Annotated in this window: 28 protein-coding genes; 20 read left to right on the top strand and 8 right to left on the bottom strand. The window is 62.6% G+C overall.

Features of this window, described 5'->3' with window-relative positions; translation table 11 throughout:
- The first annotated feature begins 186 nt into the window (after positions 1–186).
- Together AFIDRAFT_RS16455 and AFIDRAFT_RS16450 are read left to right on the top strand one after the other, a co-directional pair.
- On the top strand, positions 187–1,857 hold the full coding sequence (locus AFIDRAFT_RS16455; protein WP_009340740.1) for a glutamine--tRNA ligase/YqeY domain fusion protein: 1,671 nt from the start codon (positions 187–189) through the stop codon (positions 1,855–1,857).
- A gap of 90 nt (positions 1,858–1,947) precedes the next feature.
- The gene (locus AFIDRAFT_RS16450; protein ID WP_009340739.1) at positions 1,948–4,221 is read left to right on the top strand and encodes a ComEC/Rec2 family competence protein; all 2,274 of its coding nucleotides are present in this window, start codon (positions 1,948–1,950) and stop codon (positions 4,219–4,221) included.
- 12 nt (positions 4,222–4,233) lie between these two features.
- On the opposite strand, the gene lexA is transcribed toward AFIDRAFT_RS16450, so the two are convergent.
- The gene (gene lexA, locus AFIDRAFT_RS16445; protein WP_009340738.1) at positions 4,234–4,938 is read right to left on the bottom strand and encodes a transcriptional repressor LexA; all 705 of its coding nucleotides are present in this window, start codon (positions 4,936–4,938) and stop codon (positions 4,234–4,236) included.
- A gap of 408 nt (positions 4,939–5,346) precedes the next feature.
- Here lexA and AFIDRAFT_RS16440 point away from each other — a divergent pair, with 408 nt between their 5' ends.
- Genes AFIDRAFT_RS16440 through AFIDRAFT_RS16430 form a run of 3 tightly spaced genes read left to right on the top strand, consistent with a single transcriptional unit; the run spans position 5,347 to position 7,037 of the window.
- A complete protein-coding gene (locus AFIDRAFT_RS16440; RefSeq protein WP_009340737.1) occupies positions 5,347–5,646 on the top strand; it encodes a hypothetical protein in 300 nt (99 codons plus the stop codon).
- Positions 5,647–6,840: a PepSY-associated TM helix domain-containing protein gene (locus AFIDRAFT_RS16435; RefSeq protein WP_009340736.1), complete on the top strand. Its 1,194-nt coding sequence runs from the start codon at positions 5,647–5,649 to the stop codon at positions 6,838–6,840.
- Between the two features lie 2 nt (positions 6,841–6,842).
- On the top strand, positions 6,843–7,037 hold the full coding sequence (locus tag AFIDRAFT_RS16430; RefSeq protein ID WP_009340735.1) for a hypothetical protein: 195 nt from the start codon (positions 6,843–6,845) through the stop codon (positions 7,035–7,037).
- A 3-nt stretch (positions 7,038–7,040) separates the two neighbouring features.
- On the opposite strand, the gene AFIDRAFT_RS16425 is transcribed toward AFIDRAFT_RS16430, so the two are convergent.
- The 5 genes from AFIDRAFT_RS16425 to AFIDRAFT_RS16405 are packed head-to-tail and all read right to left on the bottom strand — an operon-like array spanning position 7,041 to position 12,494.
- Complete coding sequence (locus AFIDRAFT_RS16425; protein ID WP_009340734.1) at positions 7,041–8,249, bottom strand: molybdopterin molybdotransferase MoeA; 1,209 nt, start codon at positions 8,247–8,249, stop codon at positions 7,041–7,043.
- 15 nt (positions 8,250–8,264) lie between these two features.
- Positions 8,265–8,750 carry a cyclic pyranopterin monophosphate synthase MoaC gene (moaC, locus tag AFIDRAFT_RS16420; protein WP_009340733.1) on the bottom strand — a complete coding sequence of 162 codons (486 nt, stop codon included), beginning with the start codon at positions 8,748–8,750 and terminating at the stop codon, positions 8,265–8,267.
- A 4-nt stretch (positions 8,751–8,754) separates the two neighbouring features.
- Positions 8,755–9,552, bottom strand: a complete 798-nt coding sequence (gene trpC, locus AFIDRAFT_RS16415) for an indole-3-glycerol phosphate synthase TrpC (RefSeq protein ID WP_009340732.1) — start codon at positions 9,550–9,552, stop codon at positions 8,755–8,757.
- Between the two features lie 13 nt (positions 9,553–9,565).
- Positions 9,566–10,579, bottom strand: a complete 1,014-nt coding sequence (gene trpD / locus AFIDRAFT_RS16410; protein ID WP_009340731.1) for an anthranilate phosphoribosyltransferase — start codon at positions 10,577–10,579, stop codon at positions 9,566–9,568.
- A 10-nt stretch (positions 10,580–10,589) separates the two neighbouring features.
- On the bottom strand, positions 10,590–12,494 hold the full coding sequence (locus AFIDRAFT_RS16405) for a peptidylprolyl isomerase (protein ID WP_083801661.1): 1,905 nt from the start codon (positions 12,492–12,494) through the stop codon (positions 10,590–10,592).
- 204 nt (positions 12,495–12,698) lie between these two features.
- Between AFIDRAFT_RS16405 and tpiA the strand changes: the two genes are divergently transcribed.
- The 11 genes from tpiA (at position 12,699) to AFIDRAFT_RS16350 (ending at position 21,724) form a co-directional block, all read left to right on the top strand.
- A complete protein-coding gene (gene tpiA, locus AFIDRAFT_RS16400; RefSeq protein ID WP_009340729.1) occupies positions 12,699–13,457 on the top strand; it encodes a triose-phosphate isomerase in 759 nt (252 codons plus the stop codon).
- 124 nt (positions 13,458–13,581) lie between these two features.
- On the top strand, positions 13,582–13,935 hold the full coding sequence (secG, locus tag AFIDRAFT_RS16395) for a preprotein translocase subunit SecG (RefSeq protein ID WP_009340728.1): 354 nt from the start codon (positions 13,582–13,584) through the stop codon (positions 13,933–13,935).
- A gap of 185 nt (positions 13,936–14,120) precedes the next feature.
- Entirely contained in the window at positions 14,121–15,752 is a 1,632-nt protein-coding gene (gene pyrG, locus AFIDRAFT_RS16390; RefSeq protein ID WP_009340727.1) for a CTP synthase, read from the top strand.
- Between the two features lie 80 nt (positions 15,753–15,832).
- Complete coding sequence (locus AFIDRAFT_RS16385) at positions 15,833–16,639, top strand: COG3904 family protein (RefSeq protein ID WP_009340726.1); 807 nt, start codon at positions 15,833–15,835, stop codon at positions 16,637–16,639.
- 117 nt (positions 16,640–16,756) lie between these two features.
- Entirely contained in the window at positions 16,757–17,089 is a 333-nt protein-coding gene (locus AFIDRAFT_RS16380) for an NIPSNAP family protein (RefSeq protein ID WP_009340725.1), read from the top strand.
- 14 nt (positions 17,090–17,103) lie between these two features.
- Entirely contained in the window at positions 17,104–17,991 is an 888-nt protein-coding gene (locus AFIDRAFT_RS16375; RefSeq protein WP_009340724.1) for a VOC family protein, read from the top strand.
- A gap of 71 nt (positions 17,992–18,062) precedes the next feature.
- Positions 18,063–18,950: a 3-deoxy-8-phosphooctulonate synthase gene (gene kdsA, locus AFIDRAFT_RS16370; RefSeq protein ID WP_009340723.1), complete on the top strand. Its 888-nt coding sequence runs from the start codon at positions 18,063–18,065 to the stop codon at positions 18,948–18,950.
- A gap of 61 nt (positions 18,951–19,011) precedes the next feature.
- Entirely contained in the window at positions 19,012–19,944 is a 933-nt protein-coding gene (locus tag AFIDRAFT_RS16365) for a metallophosphoesterase family protein (RefSeq protein ID WP_009340722.1), read from the top strand.
- An 11-nt stretch (positions 19,945–19,955) separates the two neighbouring features.
- Positions 19,956–20,306: a cupredoxin domain-containing protein gene (locus AFIDRAFT_RS16360; protein WP_009340721.1), complete on the top strand. Its 351-nt coding sequence runs from the start codon at positions 19,956–19,958 to the stop codon at positions 20,304–20,306.
- A 30-nt stretch (positions 20,307–20,336) separates the two neighbouring features.
- Complete coding sequence (locus AFIDRAFT_RS16355; protein ID WP_009340720.1) at positions 20,337–20,990, top strand: sigma-70 family RNA polymerase sigma factor; 654 nt, start codon at positions 20,337–20,339, stop codon at positions 20,988–20,990.
- Positions 20,987–21,724 (top strand): anti-sigma factor family protein, encoded by a 738-nt coding sequence (locus AFIDRAFT_RS16350; protein WP_009340719.1) that lies wholly within the window; start codon positions 20,987–20,989, stop codon positions 21,722–21,724. Before AFIDRAFT_RS16355 ends, AFIDRAFT_RS16350 begins: the two co-directional genes overlap by 4 nt.
- Here the strand turns inward: AFIDRAFT_RS16350 and queF are convergent.
- Positions 21,721–22,197: a preQ(1) synthase gene (gene queF / locus AFIDRAFT_RS16345; protein WP_009340718.1), complete on the bottom strand. Its 477-nt coding sequence runs from the start codon at positions 22,195–22,197 to the stop codon at positions 21,721–21,723. The genes AFIDRAFT_RS16350 and queF overlap by 4 nt on opposite strands.
- Before the next feature lie 161 nt (positions 22,198–22,358).
- Between queF and eno the strand changes: the two genes are divergently transcribed.
- The gene (eno, locus tag AFIDRAFT_RS16340) at positions 22,359–23,642 is read left to right on the top strand and encodes a phosphopyruvate hydratase (RefSeq protein ID WP_009340717.1); all 1,284 of its coding nucleotides are present in this window, start codon (positions 22,359–22,361) and stop codon (positions 23,640–23,642) included.
- Positions 23,643–23,738: 96 nt separating this feature from the next.
- Here the strand turns inward: eno and AFIDRAFT_RS16335 are convergent, their stop codons facing one another.
- Positions 23,739–23,942: a hypothetical protein gene (locus tag AFIDRAFT_RS16335; RefSeq protein ID WP_009340716.1), complete on the bottom strand. Its 204-nt coding sequence runs from the start codon at positions 23,940–23,942 to the stop codon at positions 23,739–23,741.
- 178 nt (positions 23,943–24,120) lie between these two features.
- Here AFIDRAFT_RS16335 and AFIDRAFT_RS16330 point away from each other — a divergent pair, with 178 nt between their 5' ends.
- The 3 genes from AFIDRAFT_RS16330 (at position 24,121) to pdhA (ending at position 26,396) form a co-directional block, all read left to right on the top strand.
- Positions 24,121–24,684 (top strand): NADPH-dependent FMN reductase, encoded by a 564-nt coding sequence (locus AFIDRAFT_RS16330; RefSeq protein ID WP_009340715.1) that lies wholly within the window; start codon positions 24,121–24,123, stop codon positions 24,682–24,684.
- A gap of 42 nt (positions 24,685–24,726) precedes the next feature.
- Positions 24,727–25,041 carry an FtsB family cell division protein gene (locus tag AFIDRAFT_RS16325; RefSeq protein WP_009340714.1) on the top strand — a complete coding sequence of 105 codons (315 nt, stop codon included), beginning with the start codon at positions 24,727–24,729 and terminating at the stop codon, positions 25,039–25,041.
- Between the two features lie 335 nt (positions 25,042–25,376).
- On the top strand, positions 25,377–26,396 hold the full coding sequence (pdhA, locus tag AFIDRAFT_RS16320; RefSeq protein ID WP_009340713.1) for a pyruvate dehydrogenase (acetyl-transferring) E1 component subunit alpha: 1,020 nt from the start codon (positions 25,377–25,379) through the stop codon (positions 26,394–26,396).
- Position 26,397: the final 1 nt, after the last annotated feature.

Here is a 26,397-nt window from a genome sequence, read left to right as displayed (position 1 = left end):
TCGGGAGGGGTTGGGCGGGCCTTTATCATACTGCCGGGACACTGTCCCGGCATCCCGGCGGCAAATGCCACCGGAAGGCCAAAAGTTCGTTTTTTACAGGCTGCCAAGGCAGGCCCCATCCCTTGGATGTGCTCTTGGCGCGGCGGCGCGGATTTGGCACATAGGGCGCAACTTGAAGGGATAAAAATGACTGACGAATCGACGCCGGATGCGGGCCGCGACTTCATCCGCGAGATTGTGGCGGCAGACCTGGCCTCGGGGAAGCACAAGGGCGTGGTGACGCGCTTTCCGCCGGAACCCAACGGCTACCTGCATCTCGGCCATGCCAAGTCGATCTGCCTGAATTTCGGTATTGCCGAGGAATTCGGCGGGCGCTGCCATCTGCGTTTCGACGATACCAACCCGGCGAAGGAGGAGCAGGAGTTCATCGACGCCATCCAGCGCGACGTCCGCTGGCTCGGTTTCGACTGGGGCGAACACCTGCATTTTGCTTCGGACTATTTCGAGCAGCTTTACGCCTGGGCGCAGGACCTGATCCGCGCTGGCAAGGCCTATGTCGACGACCAGTCGCCGGACGAGATCCGGCTGACGCGCGGCACCCTGACCGAGGCCGGGCAGAACAGCCCGTTCCGCAATCGTTCAGTTGCGGAGAATCTCGACCTGTTCGCACGGATGCGCGCTGGTGAATTTCCAAACGGCACGCGCGTGCTGCGCGCCAAGATCGACATGGGTTCCGGCAACATCAACCTGCGCGACCCTGTGCTCTATCGCATCCTGCACGCGCACCATCCCCGCACCGGAACGGCGTGGAACATCTATCCGAGCTACGATTTCGCGCATGGCCAGTCCGACTCCATTGAGCACATCACGCACTCTATCTGCACGCTGGAGTTCGAGGATCACCGGCCGCTTTACGACTGGTTCCTCGACAATCTGCCGGTGCCCTCGCATCCGCGCCAGTACGAATTCGCGCGGCTGAACATGACCTATACGCTGCTGTCCAAGCGCGTGCTCACTGAGCTTGTGCGCGAGGGCCATGTCTCCGGCTGGGACGATCCGCGCATGCCAACGCTCGCCGGGCTGCAGCGGCGCGGCGTGCCTCCGCAGGCGCTGCGCGATTTCGTCAAGCGCATCGGCGTCGCCAAGGCCAATTCGACCGTCGATATCGGCATGTTTGATTTCGCGATCCGCGAGACGCTGAACAAAACTGCGTTGCGCCGCATGGCGGTGTTGCGCCCGCTGAAAGTGGTGATCGAGAATTACCCCGAAGGTCAGGTCGAGGAACTCGAGGCGGTCAATCATCCCGAGGACGAGACACAGGGCACGCGCAAGATTCCGTTCGGGCGTGAGCTTTACATCGAGCAAGACGATTTCATGGAGGAGCCGCCTAAGAAGTTCTTCCGTCTCGCGCCGGGGCGCGAGGTGCGGCTGCGCTATGCCTATTTCATCACCTGCCGCGAGGTTATCAAGAACACGGCGGGCGAGGTGATTGAGTTGCGCTGCACGTATGATCCGGCAACGCGCGGCGGCAACGCGCCTGACGGCCGCAAGGTGAAGGCGACGATCCACTGGGTCAGCGCCGCTGCGGCGGTGCCGGCGGAAGTTCGTGTCTACGACAATCTGTTCGCGACCCCGCAGCCGGAGGCGGGCAATTTCGCCGCGCAGCTCAATCCGAATTCGCTGGAAACGCTGACGGGCTGCAAGGTCGAGCCTGCATTCAAGGGCGAGGCGGCAGATGGTGCGGTGCAGTTCGAACGGCAGGGCTATTTCGTCCGCGACCGCGACTCGACGCCCGACAGGCTGGTGTTTAACCGCACCGTCGGCCTGCGCGACAGCTACGCCAAGGTTGCGGGCTAACCGGCTGTCGGATTCTGCATCCGTTCCCGTGTCGGGGTCTGATCGCCTCCGCTAGCATGGCGGTGGGATAGCCGACATACGGGCGGCGGAATGGCGGACGGGGGCCGGGAGCAGGAAAGGCCGCGCGCGGGCAGGGCCATCGCATGGCCGACGCGCGAGACAGCGATCGCGTCTACTTTCCCTGGGCGCTGGTGGCGCTCGCTCACGGAATCGAACCTCAACTGGATACGCGCCGAGACTGGTCCCGGCCGGTTGCTGCCATGGATTCCGGTCGCTTTCGGCGCAGGCATTGCACTCTATTTCACGGCTGCGCGCGAGCCGATGGCGGCGGTTGTCGCGCCGGTCGCGGGACTGACGTGTCTGCTTGCGCTGGCCGTGCGGCGAAAGCCGATGTTTCCCTATATCGCGTTGTTTGCGGCGCTGCTTGCCGGCTTTGCCACCGCGACGCTGAAGACTGCATACGTCTCGCACGCGGTGCTGCTGACCCCGGTGGGTTCGGCGACGCTGGAAGGCTTTGTCGAGACGCATGAAGAACGCGAGCGCGCCGACCGCTTCATGCTGCGGGTTGAGAAAATGGAAGCGCGCGGCGCGCCGCGCTTGCAGCGGGTCAGATTATCGGTGCGCAAGGGCACGGCGCCTGCGGTCGGCAGCTATGTGACGCTGAAGGCGAGGTTGTTGCCGCCGCTGCGACCGCTTCGCCCTGGTGGCTACGATTTTGCGCGAGACATGTATTTTCAGTGCATCGGCGCATCCGGTTTCGTGCTCGGAACGATCAGGACACAGGACACGCCGAAGCAAGGCGACTGGCGGTTGCGTTATGCGGCGTTGATGCAGGGTTTGCGTGACGCCGTGGACGCACGCATTCGCACGGTCTTGAGCGGCGACCAGCGCGCAATTGCAACCGCACTTCTCACCGGCCGGCGCGATGCGATCTCGACGACGAACAACGATGCACTGTTTGTCTCTGGGCTCGGCCATGTGCTGTCGATCTCCGGTTATCACATGGCGGTGGTCGCGGGCGTAGTGTTCTTCGCGATCCGCGCGCTGCTGGCGCTAAGCCCGATGTTGAGCACGCGCTATGCGATCAAGAAATGGGCCGCACTGGCGGCGTTGATCGCGGCGCTGTTCTATCTGCTGCTATCGGGTGCGGAGGTCGCGACACAGCGCTCCTTCTATATGACGGCGCTGGTGCTGGTCGCGGTGATGGCGGACCGTCGCGCGATCACGTTTCGCACGCTGGCGCTGGCCGCCATGCTGGTGTTGCTGATCGCCCCGGAGGCGCTGGTGCATCCCAGTTTTCAAATGTCGTTTGCTGCAACGCTTGGGCTTGTCGTACTGGCGCAGATCGGGATGCCGCAATGGTTTGCCGCGAGCGACGATAGCAACCTCGGGCGCTTCGCTGCCTGGGGTGGACGCGAGCTTGTGGTGCTGGCGCTCGCGTCGTTTGTCGCGGGCCTTGCGACCACGCCTTATGCCGCGTTTCATTTCCACCGGATCGCGCCTTACGGCGTCATCGCCAATCTGGTCGCGATGCCAGTGGTGTCGGTGCTGGTGATGCCAGCCGGCTTGCTCGGGATCGTGGCCATTCCGTTCGGTTTCGACAGCCTGTTCTGGCACCTGATGGGTGTCGGCATCGACTGGATGATCTTCGTGTCGCAATGGGTGGCGGCGTTGCCGGGTGCGTTCGGCCGCGTTCATGCCTTTAGCATCGGGCCGCTGATCGTCATGAGCGGCGGCATCGTCGTGCTCGGTCTGTTGCGCTCGCCGCTGCGCTGGGCAGGAGTGGGGTTGATCGGTTGCGGCGTGGTATGGGCGGCTGTTGTGACGGAGCCCGACATCCTGATCGCGCGCGATGCATCGAGCGTTGCGGTGCGCGGCAAGGATAGCCGTTTGCGCATCATGCACACTGCGAAGAATGTCTTTGTTTGGCGCGAGTGGCTGGCGGCCGATGCCGATCCGCGCGCCGTCACCGACCCGAGCATTGCGCAAGGCGTCTCGTGCGACGAGGCGGGCTGCGTGGTCGAGGGGAAAGAGGGCGATCTGATCGCGCTGACGAGACAGCCAGAGGCACTGGTCGATGATTGCGCGCAGGCCAAAATCCTCATCACGCCATATCAGACGCCCGCCGATTGCGCCGCCCGCGTTTTCTATCGCGACGATCTGCGTGGGCTGGGCGGCGTTGCATTAAAAAGAACGGCGCAGGGCTACAGCATCACTATGAGTGAGCCTGAGGGTGTGGACCGGCCATGGGCTCCCGCGATGGCATCCGCCCGCGTGCGGACTAACGCCGCAGCAAGGCATGGAGCGACCTCGCAATCCGTCGATGCGACGCCGCCGGAGGCCGAGCAGGAGGCAGCCGACTGAGCGGTGGCGGTCCTAGTATTTCCGGTAAAGCCCGATCAGCTTGCCCTGAATGCGGACACGGTTGGGCGGCAGGATGCGGACCTCATAGGCGGCGTTGGCAGGCTCCAGAGCAATGGAGGCCCCGCGGCGGCGGAAACGCTTCAGAGTCGCTTCCTCCTCGTCGATCAGCGCCACGACGATGTCGCCGGTATCGGCATTCTCGTTGCGCTGGATCAGCGCCATGTCGCCGTCGAGGATGCCGGCTTCCACCATCGAATCGCCGCGCACTTCGAGCGCGTAATGCTCGCCGGAGCCGAGCATATCGGGCGGCACACTGATGGTGTGGCTGCGGGTCTGCAGCGCCTCGATCGGAGTACCAGCGGCGATGCGCCCCATCACCGGGACCGCGACGGGCTGCTCGCCACTTTCATCGAAACCGCCAGGAACAGTGCTGCGCACCTTGCCGAGATTGCCTTCGATCACGCTGGGCGTGAAACCGCGCCGGGCGCCGCTGCTGGCGACGGGCTCGGGCAGCTTGATGACCTCGATGGCGCGGGCGCGGTTGGCGAGCCTGCGGATGAAGCCGCGCTCTTCCAACGCCGTGATAAGCCGGTGGATGCCGGACTTCGACCGCAAGTCGAGGGCATCCTTCATCTCATCGAAGGAAGGCGGAACGCCGCTTTCCTTCAGCCGCTCGTTGATGAAGCGCAGCAGTTCATATTGTTTGCGTGTCAGCATCCGGCGCAGCCCTCAATCTCATCGTCCAGCGGATAGTCATGTTCAAGCGGGTCATCACCCGTTTCCTCGGCCGCCTGTTTGTTCACGACAGGTGCCAGACTCACTCGAAACAAATCATGAACATACACTATATGTTCCATACATGTTCTGCAATAGTTAAATTCTTATGAATCCGAAGGCGCTGTTTTTAGGAAATCATGCCGGAATGGACCGGAAGTCGTATTTGGCCCCCGGGTGTAGCGGCGCACGCCTTTGAGCGACGCCCAAGGCGCTGCTCATCTGATCGCGCAATGCTGCCCATGCGATGGCTTCGATATCTTCTAATTCCAGAAGGGAATGTTCGGTTGAGGGCCTCGTGGCAACCGCCTACGTCTTCGCGTGATGCGATGAGCAGTAGGAGAGATGTCGATGGCAGATCACGACGGGCCCGAACCGATGCAGGCCGAGATCGATCACCACCTGATGGCGACGTTTTGCCGGACACTCGACAGTTCCGCGGTGCCTCCGATGACGGTGATGCGGATGATGGCTTCCGCGCTCGGCGCGATCTATCGGCAGTCTTCCGCCACGCATCATGCACAGGAATGCCCTTGCGGCTGGCAGCCATTGCCATCTGATGTCGACATTTTGCTGGCGGAAATTGAAGCCGCTGCCCGCCGCCCGCCCGTTCCTGACCTTTCGAACATGCAGATCATCGGCAGAGCATAAATGACTCGCTCCGCCTTTCGAAAATGGTTCTGGGTCCATAAATGGGCCAGTCTGATTTGCACGGCATTTCTGCTGGTGATCTGCATCACCGGTCTGCCGCTGATATTCGGCGAGGAGATCGAGCATCTGCTCGATACTGATCCACCTTATGCGTCGCTGCCCGCGGATACGCCCAGCGCCAATCTGGATGGGATCGTCGCCAAGAGCCGGCAGATGTATCCTGACGAGATCGTCGTCTCGACGTTCATGGACGACGAGCCCAAGGTCATCGTTACGATGGCGCCGTCATGGGAAGCATTTAAGGCCAACCGTAAGGTGGCGCATTGGATCAAATACGACGCGCGCACGGCGCAGGTGATCCGGCAGTCGAAGCCGCTGACCGAGGAAAGCCCGACCTTCCTCGGGCTGATGCTTACGCTGCACAGGGATATGTTCGCGGGCCTTCCCGGCGAATTGTTCCTGGGCACGATGGGTTTTCTGTTCGTCGTCGCGATTGTCTCGGGGATCGCGGTCTATGGTCCGTTCATGCGCAAGCTCGATTTCGCCACCGTGCGCGCGGATCGCTCGCCGCGCCTGAAATGGCTCGATCTGCATAACATGATCGGCGTCGTGACGCTGGCCTGGGCGCTCGTGGTCGGCGCGACCGGAGTCATCAACGAACTGTCGAAGCCGATGTTCATGCTGTGGCAGAACACGGACGTGCGCGCGATGCTCGAACCCTTCAAGGGCCAGACCACGCCGGCCGCTTCTGAGATGAGTTCGGTGCAGCAGGCGCTGGAGACGGCGCAGGCGGCCGTGCCTGACATGCGCATCACCAGCGTGGTGTTTCCCGGCTCGCAGTTCGGTTCGCCGTTTCATTATCTCTTTTGGGCGAAGGGCAAGGAGCCGCTGACATCGCGGCTGTTCAGTCCGGTGATGGTCGATGCCCGCGGCGGCAAGCTACAGGCGGTGGTCGAGATGCCGTGGTATCTGCGTGCGCTGGAAGTGTCGCGGCCGCTGCACTTCGAGGATTACGGCGGCATGCCGCTGAAGATCATCTGGGCACTGCTCGATCTCGTCACCATCATGGTTCTGGGCAGCGGGCTCTATCTATGGCTGTCGCGGCGAACGTCGTCTGCCAGCGAGTCGGATACGGAACTGGTGGAAAGCAACGCCAGCGCGGCACTTGCCGTCTCGCGTGAAGCGGCGGAGTGACTATGCGCTTTGGATTTTCCCGGATCTGGCGCTGGCCGGCCGCTCTCGCCGCCCTGATGATCTTCGGGTTGTTGTCGGCACTGCTCGGACAGGGCGGTGTCTGGTGGGCGCTGTCGTGGGTCGCGCTGGCGATCCCGCTACTCGTGATCGTGGCGGCATGGCAGAAGCGCCGCCGGCCGGTCGATTCCCGGCCGTAAGGCTCAAATTGGCAGCCGGATGATGTCGCAGCGCGCGCCTGCCGGTGCGGCGGGTGCGTGCGGCGGGCGGATCAGCAGCGCATCCGCAGCGGATAGATTGTTCAGCAGCGAGCTATCCTGATGATCGACGGCGGTCGCGACGGCGATGCCGCTATCGTTGATCGCGATCCGCGCCCGCATGTATTCCTGACGATGATCGTTGGCGGGCAGATTGTGGCCGAGGATGGCAGTCTCGATGCAATGGGCGATGTGCGCGCGCCCTGAAAGTGCGCGGATCAGGGGCACCACGAACACGAACGAACAGACGTAGGACGATGACGGATTGCCCGGCAGGCCGATCACGCTCATCGCTCCCTTGCGGCCGTGCATCATCGGCTTGCCGGGGCGAAGCGCTATCTTCCAGAATTTGATGTCGATGCCTTCGGCCTCGAACGATGGTTTGACGAGATCGTGCTCGCCGACCGACGCGCCGCCGGTGGTGATGAGAATGTCGGCACCGAGCGCCTCGGCGCGACGGATGGCGGCGCGGGTATCTTCCAGCGTATCGCGGGCGATACCGAGATCGATTGGTTCGGCACCGCTGTTATGCATGAGCGCGCGAATGGCATAGGCGTTCGAATAGATGATCTGGCCAGGTGCCGGTTGCGAGCCCGGCATCACCAGTTCGTCGCCGGTGGCGAGGATCGCGACCTTCGGCTTGCGATGTACCGGCAATGCCGGGTGGTTCATCGATGCGGCGAGCGACAAATCGCGGTCGCTGAGGAGGGTTCCGCGCTTCAACAGGACGTCGCCTTCACGGAAATCGATACCCGCTTTGCGGATGTGGCGGGGCACAGGGGCGGCTTCCGATAAAGTGATGAAATCGCGGTCGCGCTGCACGTCCTCCTGAATGACGATGGTATCAGCGCCGTCGGGCACCACGCCTCCGGTGAAGATGCGGACCGCCTGGCCCTTGCCGACGGATTGGTCGAACGGGCGCCCGGCGGCGCTCTCGCCGATTACACCGAGGCGCGCGCCCTTGAGGGCATCCTCGAGATGGATGGCGTAACCGTCCATCGCCGACATCGGCGCGGGTGGCTGGGTTCGGCGTGCGGCGATGTCGCGGGCCAGAGTGCGATGAAGCGCATCGTCCAGTGCGACGTCTTCTGCGGGCAGAGGCTGTATGCCGTTGAGGATGGAGTTCAGTGCGTCGGCGACCGGCATTAGCGCCATGATGGAGCTTCCGTGTTATTTTTCATGCTTGTAGTGACCGGACTTGCCGCCACTCTTTTCGAGAAGGCGGATGCCTTCAATGTGAACGCCGCGCTCGACCGCCTTGATCATGTCGTAGATGGTCAGGCAGGCAACCGACACCGCGGTCAGTGCTTCCATCTCCACGCCGGTCGGCCCCGTCACCTTGACGCTCGCCTCGACACGGCAGCCGGGCAGCTTGTCATCGGTGGTGATGTCGAGCGTGACTTTGGAGAGAGCTAGCGGATGGCACAGCGGAATGAGATCGGAGGTGCGTTTCGCCGCCATGATACCGGCGACGCGCGCGGTGCCGAGAACGTCGCCTTTCTTGGCGTTGCCATCGACGATGAGTTTAAGCGTAGTCGCGCTCATCACCACGAAACCTTCCGCCATCGCGACGCGTTCGGTCGCGTCCTTTGCCGACACATCGACCATATGCGCTTCGCCCTTGGCGTCGATATGGGTGAGGGAAGGTTTGGTCATCGTCTCATGAAGCCTTCGCAAGCAGGGTGCGGGTGGCGGAGGTAACGTCGGCCTGCCGCATCAGGCTTTCGCCGACGAGGAAGGTCGAGATGCCGACCTTCGCCAGCCGCGCGATGTCAGCGGGCGTGAAGATGCCGCTCTCGCCGACCATGATGCGATCTTTCGGTACGGAGGCCGCGAGCGCCTCGCTGGTTGCAAGCGTCGTCTCGAAGGTGCGCAAATTACGATTGTTGATGCCGAGCAAAGGCGAGTGCAGCTTCAAGGCCCGTTCAAGTTCTTCCTGATTGTGAACTTCGAGCAGCACGTCCATGCCGAGGTCGAACGCGGCGTTCTCGATGTCGCGCGCCGCCGCATCATCGAGCGCGGCCATGATGATGAGGATGCAATCGGCTCCGTGCGCGCGCGCCTCCATCACCTGATAGGTGTCGTACATGAAGTCCTTGCGCAGCACCGGCAATGAGACGGCCGCACGCGCGGCGACCATGAAGTCGAGATGGCCCTGGAAGGAGGGGGTGTCGGTCAGCACCGAGAGGCAGGTCGCGCCGCCCGCCTCATATGCTTTTGCGAGAGCGGGCGGATCGAAATCGGCGCGGATCAGTCCCTTTGATGGCGACGCCTTCTTGATCTCGGCGATCAGCGCAAATTCGTCGCGGGCAATGGTATCGCGGATCGCTTTGGCGAAGCCGCGCGCGGGTGGTGCGCGCCGGGCCGCGTCCGCGACCTTGGCCTGCGGGCGCGCGGCCTTGGCGGCTGCGATTTCCTCGCGCTTGTAGCGTTCGATCTTTTGCAGAATGTCGGACAAGGATACGTCTTCCTCAAGCACGGGACACGGCAACGAGTTGCGCCAGTTTCGCCGCGGCCGCCCCACTGTCGAGCGCCTTGACGCCGAGCGCAACACCTTCCTTGAGGTCTTTCGCCCTGCCTGCGACAACAAGCGCAGCACCGGCGTTGAGCAGGGCAACGTCGCGGTAATGGTTCTTTGCGCCGTCGAGCACCGCCTTGAGCGCGGCCGCATTGGCGGTGGCATCGCCACCCTGGAGGTCGGCGTTTTTCACGATGGAAAGACCGCCGTCTTCAGGTGAGACTTCAAATGAACGGATGGCGCCATCGGCCAGTTCTGCCACGTAAGTCGGACCGGTGAGGGTGATCTCGTCGAGTCCATCTGAGCCGTGCACGACCCAGGCCGAGGTCGCGCCAAGGTTCTTCAGAACCTGCGCCACGGGCTCGACCCAATGTCTGGCGAACACACCGATCATATGCCGCTTCACGCCCGCCGGATTGGCGAGCGGCCCCAGCAAATTGAAAATCGTGCGGGTACCAAGTTCCACGCGCGTCGGTCCGACATGGCGGATCGCCGGGTGATGCGTGGGTGCGAACATGAAGCCGATACCCGCCTTGGCGATACAGGCGCCGACCTGTTCGGGGGTCAGTTCGATATTGACGCCGAGCGAGGCCAGCACGTCAGCCGCGCCGGATTTCGACGACATCGCGCGATTGCCGTGCTTGGCAACCGGCACGCCTGCGCCTGCGACGATAAACGCCGCACAGGTCGAGACATTGACGGAGCCTGCGCCGTCGCCGCCGGTGCCGACCACGTCCACTGCATCAGCTGGTGCGGTCACGCGCAGCATCTTCGCGCGCATGGCACTCACGGCACCCGTGATCTCGTCCACGGTTTCGCCACGCACCCGCATCGCCATCAGCGCGCCGGCGATCTGCGACGGCGTGGCCTGGCCTGACATCAGATAGTCGAATGCGCTGACCGCTTCCTCACGCGATAGCGATTTGCCGTCCGCGAGCTTGGCGAGGATCGATTTGAAATCGCTCATGCGCGGCCGGTCACTGGTTGCCGGTCGCGCCGGTCGCGATCGCGAATACGTTCTCGTTCACCTTCACGCCGAGAGTGGTTTCCAGATGGGTGATGTATTGCCCGATCTGCTCGTCGCTCAGGTTTTGCGCGAGGCCTTCCTTCATCTTCTTCGATGCGTCCGAATTGAGATCGACCGCCGGGGTGGCGACGTTGGTGACCTGGAAAACGACCACGCCGCTGCTGGCCGGTATATTTTCTGCCATCGCGGCGCTGCCCTTCGCGGTACGGAAAGCCGTATCGACGACGATATCCGGCAGCCCGTTGACCTTGTCCTCGCGCTTGAACGGGGTGGAGGTTTGCGTGGTCAGCCCGGCGGCCTTCACCTCGGTCGCGAACACGCCGCCTTTGTTGATCTTCTCGACCAGTTCTTTGGCCTTGGCGCGCAGGCGCGTGGCGACCTGCTCGTCGCGCCAGCGGGCGGTGACCTGATCCTTGACCTCGTCGAGCGTGCGGTCGCGCGAGGGGGTGATGCCAAGCACGTCGAACCAGACTTCGCCGCCCGGGAAGGTGAGGGGATCGTTGTCGACGCCGACATCGCTGCCGAACGCCGCCGTAATCAGATCGACGCCCTTCGGCAGGGCCGCTTCCTTGCCGTCCGGTGTGCGGCCGGAGCGGTCGACATCGACCGTTGTCGCTTCGAGGCCGCTCTTTTGTGCGGCCTCCGCGATGCTGGCGCCGCCGCTGCGCTCGTCCTCGACGGCGTTTCGCATCTTGTCGAAATCGGTGCGCACGCGCTGCTCGGCGATTTCCTTCTTGATGGCAGGAGCGACCTTCTCGAAGGCCTCCGTCGAGCCGGGCTCGATCTTGGTGACCTTGAGCAGCACGGTCGCGAGCGCGCCCTTCACCGGCTGGCTGACTTCATTGAGCGGCAGTGCGAACGCGGCCTTGGCGATGATGGGATCACCGAGGCTCTTTTCGCTGACGAGGCCGAGGTTCATGTCCCCGGATGTCAGCTTCATGTCCTTGGCAAGGTCCTCGAAGGACATGCCGCCAGCGATCTTCGCGCGCGCGGCCTTGGCGGCGTCCTCGCTCTGGAAGGCGATCTGCTGCACTTCGCGGCGATCAGGCTTCACATAATCGGCGCGGCGGCTGTCATACACCTTGCGCGCATCGTCGTCGGACACCACGACCTTCTTGGCGAGTTCGTCGGGTGAGAGCGTAAGGTAGACCACCTTGCGATATTCCGGCGCGCGGAACTGAGCCTTGTGGGCCTCGAAATAGGTGTTGAGCGCGTCCGGCGACGGAGCTTCGATAGTGCCGGCCTGATCGGGGCCGATCTTGGCGTAGTCGATGGTGCGCTGCTCGTCCTGGAAACGACTGATCGCCTCGATCTGGGTTTTGGTGGGCTCGACGCCCGCGACGATGCTGCCGATCAGCTCACGCCGGAGGGTGAGGCGGCGCTGCTCCGCGATATAGCGCTGCTCGGTGTAGCTGTAATCGCGCATCGCCATGGCGAAGCGGGCGGGGTCGAACTTGCCGTTCGGTCCGGCGAAGGTCGGATCGCTTGAAATGGTGCGGACGATTTCCGCGTCCGACATCCGAAGGCCCATGCGGCGGCCTTCCTCGTCGAGCGCCGTCTCGGCGATGGTCTGTTGCAGCAACTGGCGGTCGATGCCGAAGGCGCGGCCCTGCGTGGGGGTGAGCGGCCGGCGGATCTGGCGGCTGATCTGTTGCAGCTTGTCGGTATAGGCCGAGCGGAACTGCTCCAGCGGGATATCGGTGTTGCCGACCGTTGCGAGCGTCGTCTGCGTCGAACCCTTGAAAATGTCGGCGATGCCCCAGACGGCGAAGCTGACAATGAGGATGCCGAACAGCACGCTCATGATTGCCTTGCCGACCCGGTTCGACGTGACGTTTCGTATCCCTCGAAGCATGACACCACATTTGTAAGAGGAGGCGGAACAGACTGGGCCGAAGACCCTCACCGCATTGTTCCGTCTCGTATAAAACGCCGCCCCGGCGGGAGCAACCGGTGCGAGGCCGCGGCAGGGCCGACGAGTGCTGGATAAGGCCTGCCGGCGGGTGGCGCGAGGACGAACCCTCTGCTAGCGGAGGTGATCACCAGAGGGGGAGGAGTGATGCCGGCTGCCATCCGACCGCTAATTGCGGGCAACTGGAAAATGAACGGCCTGAGGGGTTCGCTGCCGGAACTGGAGGCGATCCTGGAATCGGGCGCCTCCGCCAAGGGGAATGCTGACCTGCTGATCTGCCCGCCCGCCACGCTGGTGGCGGCTTTCGCCGCCCGCGCCAAAGGATCGAAGCTTGCTATCGGGGGGCAGGACTGCCACGCGGAGGCCTCCGGAGCCCATACCGGCGATATTTCCGCCGAAATGCTGGCGGACGCGGGAGCGACTGCCGTCATCGTCGGTCATTCCGAGCGCCGTACCGATCACCACGAAACCGACGAGATCGTGCGTGCCAAGGCCCTTGCCGCGCGGCGGGCGGGTCTGCTGGCCATCGTCTGCGTCGGCGAAACCCGCACCGAGCGCGACGCCGGACGGGCGATGGAGGTCGTGGGCGGCCAATTGGCCGGATCGATCCCGGACGGGGCCACCGCAGCCAATCTGGTCGTTGCCTACGAGCCGGTCTGGGCGATCGGAACCGGACTGACCCCGACATCGGAAGATATCGAGCAAATCCATACCTTTATCCGCCAGAAGCTGACGGGCAGGTTCAAGGAGGAGGGAGCGGGCGTGCGGCTGCTTTATGGCGGGTCGCTGAAACCTGGCAATGCCGCCGAAATCCTGTCCCTGATCGACGTCAATGGAGGTCTGATCGGTGGTGCCAGCCTGAAAGCGGCGGATTTCCTTGCCATCGCGGCGGCCGTGCCCACATAGGGCCGGACAGGCGCGTCGGGGTGGCATTCACCGCCCCGATCGTGTACAGACGCGCCAACCTCAACCCCTCAGACATTGGCGTATCCGGCTGGCTGGTCGCGATTGTTTGTGACGGAAAGACATTATGCAGACCGTCGTTATCGTCATTCATCTCATCATTGTCGCCGCCCTGATCGGCGTCGTGCTGTTGCAGCGTTCCGAAGGCGGTGGCCTTGGCATCGGCGGCGGTGGTGGCGGTGGCTTCATGTCGAGCCGGGGCACCACGAATCTTCTGACCCGGACCACCGCAATTCTGGCGGCGGGCTTCTTCATCACCAGCCTGTTCCTGTCCTGGCTGGCCGGTTACGACAACCGGCCGAAGTCGCTGATCAATCCCGCGCCGACGTCGCAATCGGGCTCGCCGGCACCGGAAAAGAACCTTCTGGATTCGCTCAAGCCCGCAGAGCCGGCCGCTCCGCAGGCGCCGCAGTCCAAGTAAGGGTTCGAACAAGCCCGAACTATCGGTGGACACATCCCCGGCTTTGCTGCCATCGCGCCTGAGCGGTGGCCGCTAACCGGCTGTGTTTGTTTAAAATTCAACGTAACCCACAGGGAATGATTTTTTCCGGGGGGAAGGGCGATTCGTTTTGCGAATCTCGCCCGTGGCGATAAAGGTAGGCTCCCATGGCGCGGTACATTTTTATCACCGGCGGCGTGGTTTCCTCGCTCGGAAAAGGACTTGCATCGGCGGCGCTCGGCGCTGTCCTGCAGTCGCGAGGTTACAAGGTCCGCCTTCGCAAGCTCGATCCCTACCTCAACGTCGACCCCGGTACGATGTCGCCGTATCAGCACGGCGAGGTGTTCGTCACCGACGATGGCGCGGAAACCGACCTCGATCTCGGCCACTACGAGCGGTTCACGGGCCGCCCGGCGTGCAAGGCCGACAACATCACCACCGGGCGCATCTATCAGGAGATCCTCGCCAAGGAGCGCCGCGGCGACTATCTCGGCGCGACCGTGCAGGTGATCCCGCATGTCACCAACGCCATCAAGGATTTCGTCCTTACCGGCAACGAGGGTTACGACTTCGTGCTCTGCGAGGTCGGCGGCACGGTGGGCGACATCGAGGGCCTGCCTTTCTTCGAGGCGATCCGCCAGATCAAGAATGACCTGCCGCGCGGCGACGTGATCTACATCCACCTCACGCTCTTGCCCTACATCCCGAGCGCGGGCGAATTGAAGACCAAGCCGACCCAGCATTCGGTCAAGGAACTGCGTTCGATCGGTATCCAGCCCGACATCCTGCTATGCCGCACCGACCGGGAAATCCCAAAGGAGGAGCGCCGCAAGCTCGGCCTGTTCTGTAACGTGCGCGAAAGTGCGGTGATCGAGGCGCGCGACGTCGACAACATCTATGCGGTGCCGGAGGCCTACCACATCGCCGGTCTCGACGATGAAGTGCTGGCCGCGTTCGGCATCGAGCCGAAGCAGCCGCCCGCTTTGGCGCCATGGCACGAGATCAACGAGCGGGTCCGCAACCCCGAGGGTCAGGTGACGATTGCCGTGGTCGGCAAGTACACCGGCATGAAGGACGCCTACAAATCGCTGATCGAGGCGCTGTCGCACGGCGGCATCGCCAACAAGGTGAAGGTCAATCTCGACTGGATCGAGAGCGAGGTGTTCGAGCGCGAGGACCCCGCGCCGTTCCTCGAACACGTTAACGGCATCCTTGTGCCGGGCGGCTTCGGCCAACGCGGGGCTGAGGGCAAGATCAAGGCGGTGCAGTTCGCGCGCGAGCGCCGCGTGCCGTATTTCGGCATCTGCTTCGGGATGCAGATGGCGGTGATCGAGGCGGCGCGCAATCTCGTCGGCATCAAGGACGCCAATTCCACCGAGTTCGGCGAAACCAAAGAACCGCTGGTCGGTCTGATGACCGAGTGGCTGCGCGGTAATGAGCTGGAGAAGCGCTCGAAGGCGGGCGACCTCGGCGGCACCATGCGGCTCGGCGCTTTTCCGGCAGTGCTGCGCAAGGGCAGCCGCGTCTCGCAGGTCTATGGCGGCGTCACCGAGATTTCAGAGCGCCATCGTCACCGCTACGAGGTCAACACCGCCTACAAGGACCGGCTTGAGCAGCACGGCCTGCGTTTCTCGGGCATGTCGCCCGATGGCGTGCTGCCGGAGATCGTCGAATACGAGGATCATCCGTGGTTCATCGGCGTTCAGTTCCATCCTGAATTGAAGTCGCGCCCGCTGGATCCGCACCCGCTGTTTTCGTCCTTCATCGAGGCGGCAGCGGCGCAGAGCCGTCTGGTTTGATCGTTCGCACAATCCATTGAACAGGCATCCGCGGGCCGGATAGGCTGCGCCGGGCCATTCTGGCGAGCGTGATCGGGCCGATGAAAATTCCCAACATCAAACCGCCGTCCCGCGATGAACCGGCGCGGCCATGGGGTGCAACTCCCGGCCCGGAACCGAGGGCACCGGATCGGCAGCCGTCCGCGAAGCGTGTTCGCTGGTTTGGCCGTAGCTGGCTGTCATCGGTTTTGTTCGTTGTCCTCATCTTCGCTCTGTGGGGCGGTCGGGCCTGGGAGGATTTGTCCCAGCCGTCGGCATGGGCCTACTGGAAGGACCGGTATTTTGCGCCGACGCTGACCTCATCGGTCATCCGGATCGAGGAGGCTGGGCGCTTGCATCGCGCGCTGGCCGTCTCGGGTGAGATCGGCGCCGCGGCCGCGATCTGGTTTCGCGAGAAGCTGGACGCGGCGAAACTGACCGAAGGCGATTTTGTCGTGCTGTCGTCGCCGGGCGGGCAACTCGATCAGGCCCTCATCATGGGCGACGTCATTCGTTCGCGCGGACTGACCACCATGGTGGCAAAAGCCGATGCTCAAGGCCGCCTGCGCTCGTCTTATTGCGCCAGCGCCTGCGTGCTCATTTTTGCCGGCGGGACAATTCGCGAAGCCTTTCCCGGATCAGTACTCGGCGTTCATCAGTTCACCACCGAAGCGCCGAAAACCGCGGACTTCCGCCGCGACATCGTTGCCGACACCCAGAAGACCACGGGTATCATCCTTACCTACATGACGCGAATGGGGGTCTCGCCGTCGATCCTCCAGGTGATGTCGGCCACCAAGAATATTCACTGGCTTACCGAAAAAGAGGCGTTCGACCTCAAGCTGGCGACGGACCGGTTTGCCCGTTGATCTATCGTCTCGGCTCCCCCCAAGCTGAACGAATGGCGGAGAGAAATCGGCTGCACGAGGCAAAGACATGCCCTCGGTGGAGCGCTATAAAGCCGCCATCGAAATCCGGGGTTTGCCATGTCGAAGATTTATGAGCTGCGTGTTTATACCTGCCTGCCGGGCCGTCTGCCTGCGCTGTCGAAGCGCTTCGAGACCAAGACGTTGAAGATCTGGGAGAAGCACGGCATCAAGCAGGCCGGTTTCTTCACCACGGTGGTGGGGCCGTCCAATCAGGAACTGACTTATCTGCTCGAATGGGATTCGCTCGCCGAGCGCGAAAAGAAGTGGAATGCCTTCCAGTCCGATCCGGAGTGGATCAAGGAACGCGCCGAGACCGAGAAGGACGGCCAGATCGTCGCGAACATCGCGAGCTCCTTCCTGACGCCGACGTCATATTCCTCGGTGAAGTGAACGATCGTCCGATCATGCCGACGCAGACATGGTCGCGGCCGCGCGGCCTCGACCATGTGGTGCACACCGTGCACGATCTCGATGCGGCGGCTGATTTTTATGTGCGCGCGGGTTTTCAGGTCGGTGGCCGCAATCGCCATCCGTGGGGCACGCACAACCGCATCATCCAGCTGCCGGGCTTCTTCATCGAGCTTCTGGAAGTCGCGGAGCCGGAGAAGATCGTGCCTTGTGCGCCGGGGCAGTTTTCGTTCGGCGCCTTCCAGCGCGATTTCCTGAAAGCGCATGAAGGCCTGAGCATGGTGCTGCTGGCCAGCACCGACGCGCGCGCCGATGCAAAACTATTCGATGAAGCAGGCATTGGTGGTTTTGAGGTGTTCGATTTCGAGCGCGATGGTGCAGGGCCGGACGGTGCGCCGGTCAAGGTCGCGTTCTCGCTGGCGTTCGCGCGTGATGGGCTTTCGCCGCATGCGGGCTTTGCCGTCTGCCAGCATCATTTTCCGCAGAATTTCTGGAATCCGGCGCGTCAGGTTCACGGCAATGGAACGGTTGGTGTCGGTGGTGTGGTGCTGGTTGCCGACAATCCGGCCGACCATCACATTTTTCTCTCCGCTTTCACCGGCGTGCGGGTGCTGCATTCCAATTCGATCGGTGTGAAGTCTGTGACGCCGCACGGTGACATCGATCTGATGGAAGTGCCGAGCTTTCGCGACCAATTCGGTGTTGTGAAAACAATGGCGGGGGAGGGCGCGGAGTTGTCCGGCCTGCGCCTCGAAGTGCGTGATCTGGTTCATCTCGAAGCGCAGTTGAGCGCAAGCGGCATCGCGCATCACCGCCGGGTCGGGCGTGTGGTCATCGCGCCGGAGGCGGCGTTTGGGGCGACGCTGATTTTCGAGCAGGCGTAAAAAGCTTAACAACTTCAAAGCGGCTGGATCGCCTTGATCTTGTCCCGCGCTCCCGGCAAAAGGGGGCCTCAATGCGGAGCACCCCTTTGGTTTCAGCCTCGAAAACCGTATCCGTCGGCAACGTCACCTTCGGCAACGATCTGCCGCTGTCGGTCATTGCCGGGCCGTGCCAGTTGGAAAGCCGTGCGCACGCGCTCGAAGTCGCCTCGGCGCTGAAGGAAATCGCCGCGCGGCTCAACATCGGCCTCGTCTACAAAACCTCATTTGACAAGGCCAACCGCACCAGCGTTTCCAGCGAGCGCGGCATCGGGCTTGCGAAGGCGCTTCCCATATTTGCTGAAATCCGCGAGACGCTCGGCCTGCCGGTGCTGACCGACGTGCACGACGCCACACAGTGCGCCGAAGTCGCGCAGGCGGTGGACGTGCTGCAAATTCCGGCCTTCCTGTGCCGGCAGACCGACCTGCTGCTTGCAGCGGCAGCCACCGGCAAGGTCGTCAACGTCAAGAAGGGCCAGTTCCTCGCGCCCTGGGACATGAAGAACGTCGTCGCCAAGATCACCAGCGGCGGCAACGCCAACGTGCTGGTAACGGAGCGCGGCGCGTCGTTCGGTTACAACACGCTGGTGAGTGACATGCGTGCGCTGCCGATCCTCGCGCGTACCACCGGCGCGCCGGTGATCTTCGACGCCACCCATTCGGTGCAGCAGCCGGGTGGGCAGGGCACGTCATCGGGTGGCGAGCGTGAGTTCGTGCCGGTGCTGGCGCGTGCCGCGGTGGCGGTGGGGGTCGCAGGCGTCTTCATCGAAACCCATCCCGATCCCGATCATGCGCCATCCGACGGGCCGAACATGGTGCCGTTGAAGGATTTCGAGCCGCTGGTGAGGAACCTGATGGCGTTCGATGCGCTGGCGAAGGCGCGCTCACCGCAGCCAATAAAAATCTTCGGACCGGGCGAATAAATTCGCTCTCTGCCCAGTCTCCTGAACAGCGCCCTCCGTGGGCCCTTTCAGGGAGACTGCCATGTCAAAAGATCATCCCGACCTCGGCCGCCGCCACGCCCTCGAATGCATGATCTGGGCTGGAACCGGCGTCCTGTGGACTGTCAGCGGTGGCGTCCCGCATTCCGTAGGTTTGATCGGCGACGCGAGCGCAGCGCCGTCGTCCGGCTTCACGTTTCTGCAAATGAGCGATAGCCACATCGGGTTCGATAAGGCCGCCAATCCCGATGCGCTCGGCACCTTGCGCGAGGCGGTGGGCATCGTGAAAGCGATGCCGGTCAAGCCGTCCTTCATCATTCACACCGGCGATATCACGCACCTGTCGAAACCCACCGAGTTCGACAATGCCGATCAGGTGTTCGGTGAGACCGGCGTGAAAATTCACTACGTTCCCGGCGAGCACGACATCATCGATGAGGATCAGGGCAAGGCGTACCTCGATCGCTACGGCAAGGGCACGCAGGGCGCAGGCTGGTACAGCTTCGACGATCACGGTGTGCACTTCATCGGCCTCGTCAATGTCGTCGATCTGAAAAGCGGCGGCCTTGGCAATCTCGGCGCAGAGCAACTCGCGTGGCTGCAGGCCGACCTCAGGGACAGGTCGAGCGAGACGCCCATCGTGGTGTTCGCGCATATCCCGCTGCAGACGGTCTATCGCGAATGGGGCTGGGGCACCGACGACGGCATGCGCGTGCTGGAGATGCTGAAGCGCTTCGGCTCGGTGACCGTGCTCAACGGCCACATCCATCAGTTGCTGCAGAAGGTCGAAGGCAACGTGACCTTCCACACCGCGATGTCCACGGCGTTTCCGCAACCGGCGCCGGGTGCTGCTCCATCGCCGGGGCCGATGCGCGTTCCGGCGGAGCAGCTTCGCTCCATGCTTGGGCTCACGAGCATCAATGTCGTGCAGGGCGGCAAGCCACTCGCGTTCATCGATAAAACGCTCGCAAGTTAAGGAAACTCATTATGGGAATGATCGCAAATCGCCGGACCTTCGTTGCGGCTGCTGTGTTCGGCCTTGCCAGCGGAGCGATGCTGGGGCTTGGCGTGGTGAAGGCGGAAGGCACGGCTAAGGAAGTCACCATCGACAATTTCACTTTTGGTCCGGCTGAGTTGTCTGTGCCGGTAGGCACGACCGTGACCTGGATCAACCGCGACGACATCCCGCATACGGTCGTTGCAAAGGACAAGGGTTTCCGCTCGAAGGCGCTCGATACCGATGACCGTTATTCTTTCACGTTCACGAGTGCGGGGACCTACGATTATTTTTGCGGTCTGCATCCGCACATGACCGGAAAGATTGTCGTCACGCCGTGACGTGATGCAGAAAGGCGGCGAAGATTGCTCATGAAGCCCCGGCTGCGGCTGGTCGTGCCGACATCGACCCGATGTGCTAAAACCAAGGTGCCGGAGTTTCCGGATGGCTCCGGTATGATGCAGTGCCCGGGTGCGGCCTTGCCAAATCGCGATGATCGCTCGCTGTTCGATGAGGTGTTTCTGCCGCACCTGACGGAATCCTACCGTCTGGCGCGCTGGCTGACGGGTAACGGCGCGGATGCTGAAGACGTCGTGCAGGACGCGTCGCTGCGGGCGTTTCGGGCGATCCAGACCTTCGACGGCACCAATGCGCGTGCGTGGTCGCTCTCGGTTGTCCGGAACACGGCCTATAGCTGGCTCCTGAAGAACCGGCCCAGGGCGGTGGTTCTCGCTGATGATCTCGGTGAGGCAGACCGCCAACAGATGGAGCAGGGCGATGCGCATCGGTCCGGCGTGCAGACGCCTGAGCAGGTACTGCTGCTCAAGCTGGACATCGAAAGCGTGCAGGATGCGCTGACGAGATTGCCGGCACCGCTGCGCGAAATCATCGTTCTTCGCGAAATGCATCAGTTGAGTTACCGCGAGATTGCAGAGATCGCGGGCATTCCCATCGGCACGGTGATGTCGCGCCTGGCGCGAAGCAGGGACGTGCTCGCATACATGCTGGGAGAGCAGGATAAATGATGGCATCTCCGGACGACGACGATCTTGAGTTGCAGGCTTATCTCGACGGTGAGTGCGATGCGAATGCCGCGCATGCGTTTGAGAAGCGCCTTGCAAGCGACGAGGGCTTGCGGCTGCGCTTTGAACAGATGCTTGCTCTGAGCAACGCGCTGCGGGCTATTCCACAGGAGGACATGCCGGCGACGTTGCGGGCGCGCGTTGGCGCGACGGTTGCGGGTGAAAGCCCCCGGGGAAAGCGGTGGTCGTGGCGCGCGCTGGCGGCGGCGGTCATTGTTGGGGTGTTGATCAGCGCGGCTTCGATACTGGCCCTCGACCAGTACCGTTCGCGGCAGGAGCTCGTGCAGCAGGTGATCGCAAGTCACGTGCGTGGGTTGCTGGCATCGCAGCCGTTCGACGTTGCTTCCTCGGACAGTCACGTCGTCAGGCCGTGGTTCATCTCCCGCATTGCGCGTTCCCCTCAGGTGCTCAACCTGGCGCAACAGGGGTTCACGCTCTCGGGAGGCCGTATCGATGTCGTCGGCAACACGCCGGTCCCGACCGTCGTGTACAAACACGACACCCATGTGGTGAGCCTGACGGTGCTTGCTCCGGGACTATCGCTGCCGGTGGTGAGCCGGTCCGGCTATCAGGCCCTGAGCTGGAGCGACGGCAAGGCGACCTATGTCGCCGTGTGCGATCTGCCGGTGAAGGATCTCGCGAACTTCCGGCGTATTTTCACCGCTGCTTCGTCCTAGCCGCGCCCTCTGTACGGTGGCACACCCTGATCCGGCACCCAGATGTTCTTCGGCAGTTTGCCGGTCTGCCAGAATACGTCGATCGGAATGCCGCCGCGCGGGTACCAGTAGCCGCCAATGCGCAGCCATGTGGGCTTGATCTCGCGTACGAGGCGTTTGCCGATCGCGACCGTGCAATCCTCGTGAAACGCGCCATGGTTGCGGAAGCTCGCGAGGTACAGTTTCAGCGCCTTCGATTCCACCAGCCAGTCGCCGGGCACGTAATCGATCACAAGATGCGCGAAATCGGGCTGGCCGGTGATCGGGCACAGGCTGGTGAATTCGGGTGCCGCGAAACGCACCAGATAGCCGGTGCCGCGATGCGGGTTGGGAACACGGTCCAGTTTTGCCTTGTCGGGCGAGGCGGGCAGGGTGACCGGGCGGCCAAGCTGGAGCGGGGCCTTTGCGGCCGATTTACGCGGCTTTCGTGACATTTGTTTTCTCCGTTGCCGCGGTGATAGCGAAATCGACGGGGTACGTCACGGGTCCTGCATCCGGCCATGAATTCTGTTATGCGCCCATGCGGCTTTTCCCGCCGGAATCCTTGCTGTAGAAGCAGCCATCCTGTTTCCCATCCAATCCAAATGAGGCGCTCATGACTGCCATCGTCGATATTATTGGCCGCGAAATCCTGGACAGCCGTGGCAATCCGACGGTCGAGGTCGATGTGGTTCTGGAGGACGGCTCGATGGGCCGCGCTGCCGTGCCGTCGGGGGCTTCGACGGGCGCCCACGAGGCGGTGGAACTGCGCGACGGCGACAAGGGCCGCTATGGCGGCAAGGGCGTGCAGAAGGCAGTCGAGGCCGTCAACGGCGAGATTTTCGATGCCATCGGTGGCATGGATGCCGAGCAGCAGGTGCAGATCGACAACGCGATGATCGCGCTTGACGGCACGCCGAACAAGAAGCGTCTCGGCGCGAACGCCATTCTCGGCGTCTCATTGGCGGTGGCGAAAGCTGCGGCAGCGTCCTGCGACATGCCGCTCTATCGTTATGTCGGCGGCACTTCCGCGCGCACGCTTCCGGTGCCGATGATGAACATCGTCAATGGTGGCGTGCATGCCGACAACCCGATCGATTTCCAGGAAATCATGGTGATGCCGGTCGGCGCGGCGAGTTTCGCGGAAGCCCTGCGCTGTGGCGCGGAGATTTTCCATACGCTGCGCGGCGAACTGAAGAAGGCCGGCCACAACACCAATGTCGGCGACGAGGGCGGCTTCGCGCCGAACCTGCCGTCGGCCGATGCCGCGCTCGACTTCGTCATGAGCGCCATCGGCAAGGCTGGCTACAAGGCAGGCAGCGACGTGATGCTGGCGCTCGACTGTGCCTCGACCGAATTCTTCAAGGACGGCAAGTACGTCTACGAAGGCGAGAAGAAAACCCGCTCGCGCTCCGAGCAGGCGAAGTACCTGCAGGACCTCGCCAACCGCTATCCGATCGTCTCGATCGAGGACGGCATGGCGGAAGACGACATGGACGGCTGGAAGGAACTGACCGATCTGATTGGTGGGAAGGTCCAGCTTGTCGGAGACGACCTGTTCGTCACCAATGTCATGCGGCTTGCCGATGGCATCAAGAAGGGCATCGGCAATTCGATCCTCGTCAAGGTCAACCAGATCGGCACCCTGACGGAAACGCTCGCCGCCGTGGAGATGGCGCACAAGGCGGCCTATACGGCCGTGATGTCACATCGCTCCGGCGAGACGGAAGACTCCACCATCGCCGACCTCGCGGTCGCCACCAATTGCGGGCAGATCAAGACCGGCTCGCTTGCGCGTTCCGACCGCACTGCGAAGTACAACCAGCTCCTGCGTATCGAGCAGCAGCTCGACAACCAGGCGATCTATGCGGGTCGCGCAGCACTTCGCGCATTGGCTTGATCCTGTCGCACTCGCGACAGGCTGGGCTCTCGCCAGATTGCTTGCTGCGTGATGCGATGACGTCAAAGCCCGGCCTCTGGCCGGGCTTTTGCATTGTTACTTTACCAGCCCGCGCCGGCAGTCATGAATGAATTTGTTCATGCCCCCGTTTGCGGTGCCGTGCTGACCCTGACTTCTGTCGAATCCGCGCGCATGCGCCAGATCGATGCATTCTTGCTTCGGGCGAAGCGGCTTTTTCTCTGCGTAGGCAACCGACGATCCAAGAACGAGCAACGCAACCGTGGCGGAAAGAGCCTTCATGTCGCAATCTCCTGATAGGCCGGGAGGGCTCGGCGCGCGTAGCCGGGGCTGACCAAGACAACATACTCACGTGACGGCAGCCTTGCCGGCGGGTTTTCATGCACTTGCATCTTTCGTGACGCGCCCTAATGTGTGCGTCAGTCGAACCCTACTGCCTCATTGCCCGAAGGACGTGCTCATGCCCCATCAAGTTCTGGTCATCGTCGGAAGCCTTCGCAAGGAATCCTTCAGTCTCAAGGTCGCCAATGCGCTGGCAAAGATGGCTCCAGCTTCGCTGAAGCTGAACGTGGCGACCCTGCATGGTCTGTCCTTCTTCAATCAGGACCTTGAAGCCAATCCGCCCGCGGACTGGCTGGTGTTCCGCGACAAGATCAAGGCGTCGGATGCGGTGATCTTTGTTACGCCGGAATACAACCGCTCGGTCTCCGGCGTGCTCCGGAATGCCATCGACGTGGCCTCGCGCCCTTCAGGACAGAGTGCGTTTCTGGGCAAGCCTGTCGGCATCATCGGCAACTCGCCGGGCCCGCTCGGCGGCGTCAGCGCGGCGATGGAATTGAAGCGCTCATTGCCGGGCATCACGGGGCCGATCCTGGGCCAACCGGAAATCTACCTGACCCACGTCGGGAACTCGTTCAACGAGCAGGGCGAGGTGACAAGCGAGAGCTTCGGCAAGGTGCTGCACCAATATGGCGAGGCCTTCGCCGCGTTCGTTGAAAAGCAAAAGAAAGCTGCCGCGGCGTAAGGCATTAGCGCGGCATTAACCCTGCCGGGGCATCGTGCGCGGATGGTTTCTCGCGCACGATTCAAGGCGATCCTGACCGGCCTCGCGCTCTATGCGATCGCGGCCGGTTTCATCACCTATTTCGGCGTCAACGCCTATACCGGCCGCTACGGCCTCAATGCCCGCGTCGAGTTGGAAAAGGAAGCCGCCACGCTGACGACGGAGCTGGCCCGACTCAAGGCCCAGCGCGCCGATGAAGAGAAACACGTTGCGCTTCTGCGCTCCGACCGTGTCGATCCCGATATGCTCGACGAAGAAGCGCGGTACCAGCTCGGCTACGCAAATCCGCGCGATCTGGTTCGTCTCCTCAATCGCTGAACTTGGAATATCGTACGCCACCTGTGGCATTGGCCGATGAGAGAAGAATCTTCTCTCATCGGGGCCTGCTGATATCTGCTTTCCAGCACGTTCTTATTTATTCGCTTGTGCATAAACAGGATGCAAAACGTATCCCCACAGGCGACGATAACGTCTCGATGTGACGCGATCGCAAAACAAACAACACAAATTTCAAAATCGCACGCGGGCGATGCCATAAATTTCAAGTCGCTGCGCTGCAAAATGTTTTGTAATCCTGCGGCGTTACGCGATCCTTCCACGCCGATCAGAGTTGGAGTAGAGAGGATTCATCGCCTCTCTTATCCGGACATCTCATGCCATCTGGAAAACCTTCGGCAGCCGCGACCAAAGGCACGTCGGCCAGTGCCGCCAAACTGGAATTCACCAAGGAGCAGGAGCTCACCGCGCTGCGCGACATGCTTCTGATCCGCCGCTTCGAGGAAAAGGCGGGACAGCTTTACGGCATGGGCGCGATCGGCGGCTTTTGCCATCTGTACATCGGACAGGAGGCCGTCGTGACCGGCATCCAGATGGTGTTGAAGCAGGGTGATCAGATCATCACCGGCTACCGCGATCACGGCCACATGCTGGCGACCGGCATGGACCCCAAGGGCGTGATGGCGGAATTGACCGGACGCCGCCACGGCTATTCCAAGGGCAAGGGCGGCTCCATGCACATGTTCAGCAAGGAGAAGCACTTCTACGGCGGCCACGGCATCGTCGGCGCGCAGGTGCCGCTCGGCACCGGATTGGCCTTCGCCAACCGTTACCGCAACAATGGCAATATCAGTGTTGCGTATTTCGGTGACGGCGCGGCCAACCAGGGCCAGGTCTATGAAAGCTTCAACATGGCCGAGCTGTGGAAGCTGCCGATCATCTATGTGATCGAGAACAACCGCTACGCGATGGGCACCTCGGTGACGCGCTCGTCCGCGCAGACTGACTTCTCCAAGCGCGGCATCGCGTTCAACATTCCGGGCGAGCAGGTCGACGGCATGGACGTGCGCGCGGTGAAGGCGGCGGCCGAGCGTGCCGCGGCGTGGTGCCGCGAAGGCAAGGGCCCTTACATTCTCGAAATGCAGACCTACCGCTATCGCGGCCACTCGATGTCCGACCCCGCGAAATACCGGACGCGCGAGGAAGTCGAGAAGGTTCGCCACGATCAGGACCCGATCGAGCAGGTGCGCAAGCGTCTGCTCGACGCCAAGGTCGATGAAGCGGAGTTGAAGAAGATCGACGCGGAAGTGCGCGAGATCGTCAACGAAGCCGCCGATTTCGCCCAGCACGATCCGGAGCCGGACGTGTCCGAACTCTACACCGACATTTACCGCTAAG

The sequence above is a fragment of the Afipia sp. 1NLS2 genome, from assembly GCF_000178995.1.
GTDB lineage: Bacteria > Pseudomonadota > Alphaproteobacteria > Rhizobiales > Xanthobacteraceae > Afipia.
The sequence above is the reverse complement of the archived record's forward strand: the minus strand, read 5'-3'. Positions and strand labels throughout refer to the sequence as shown.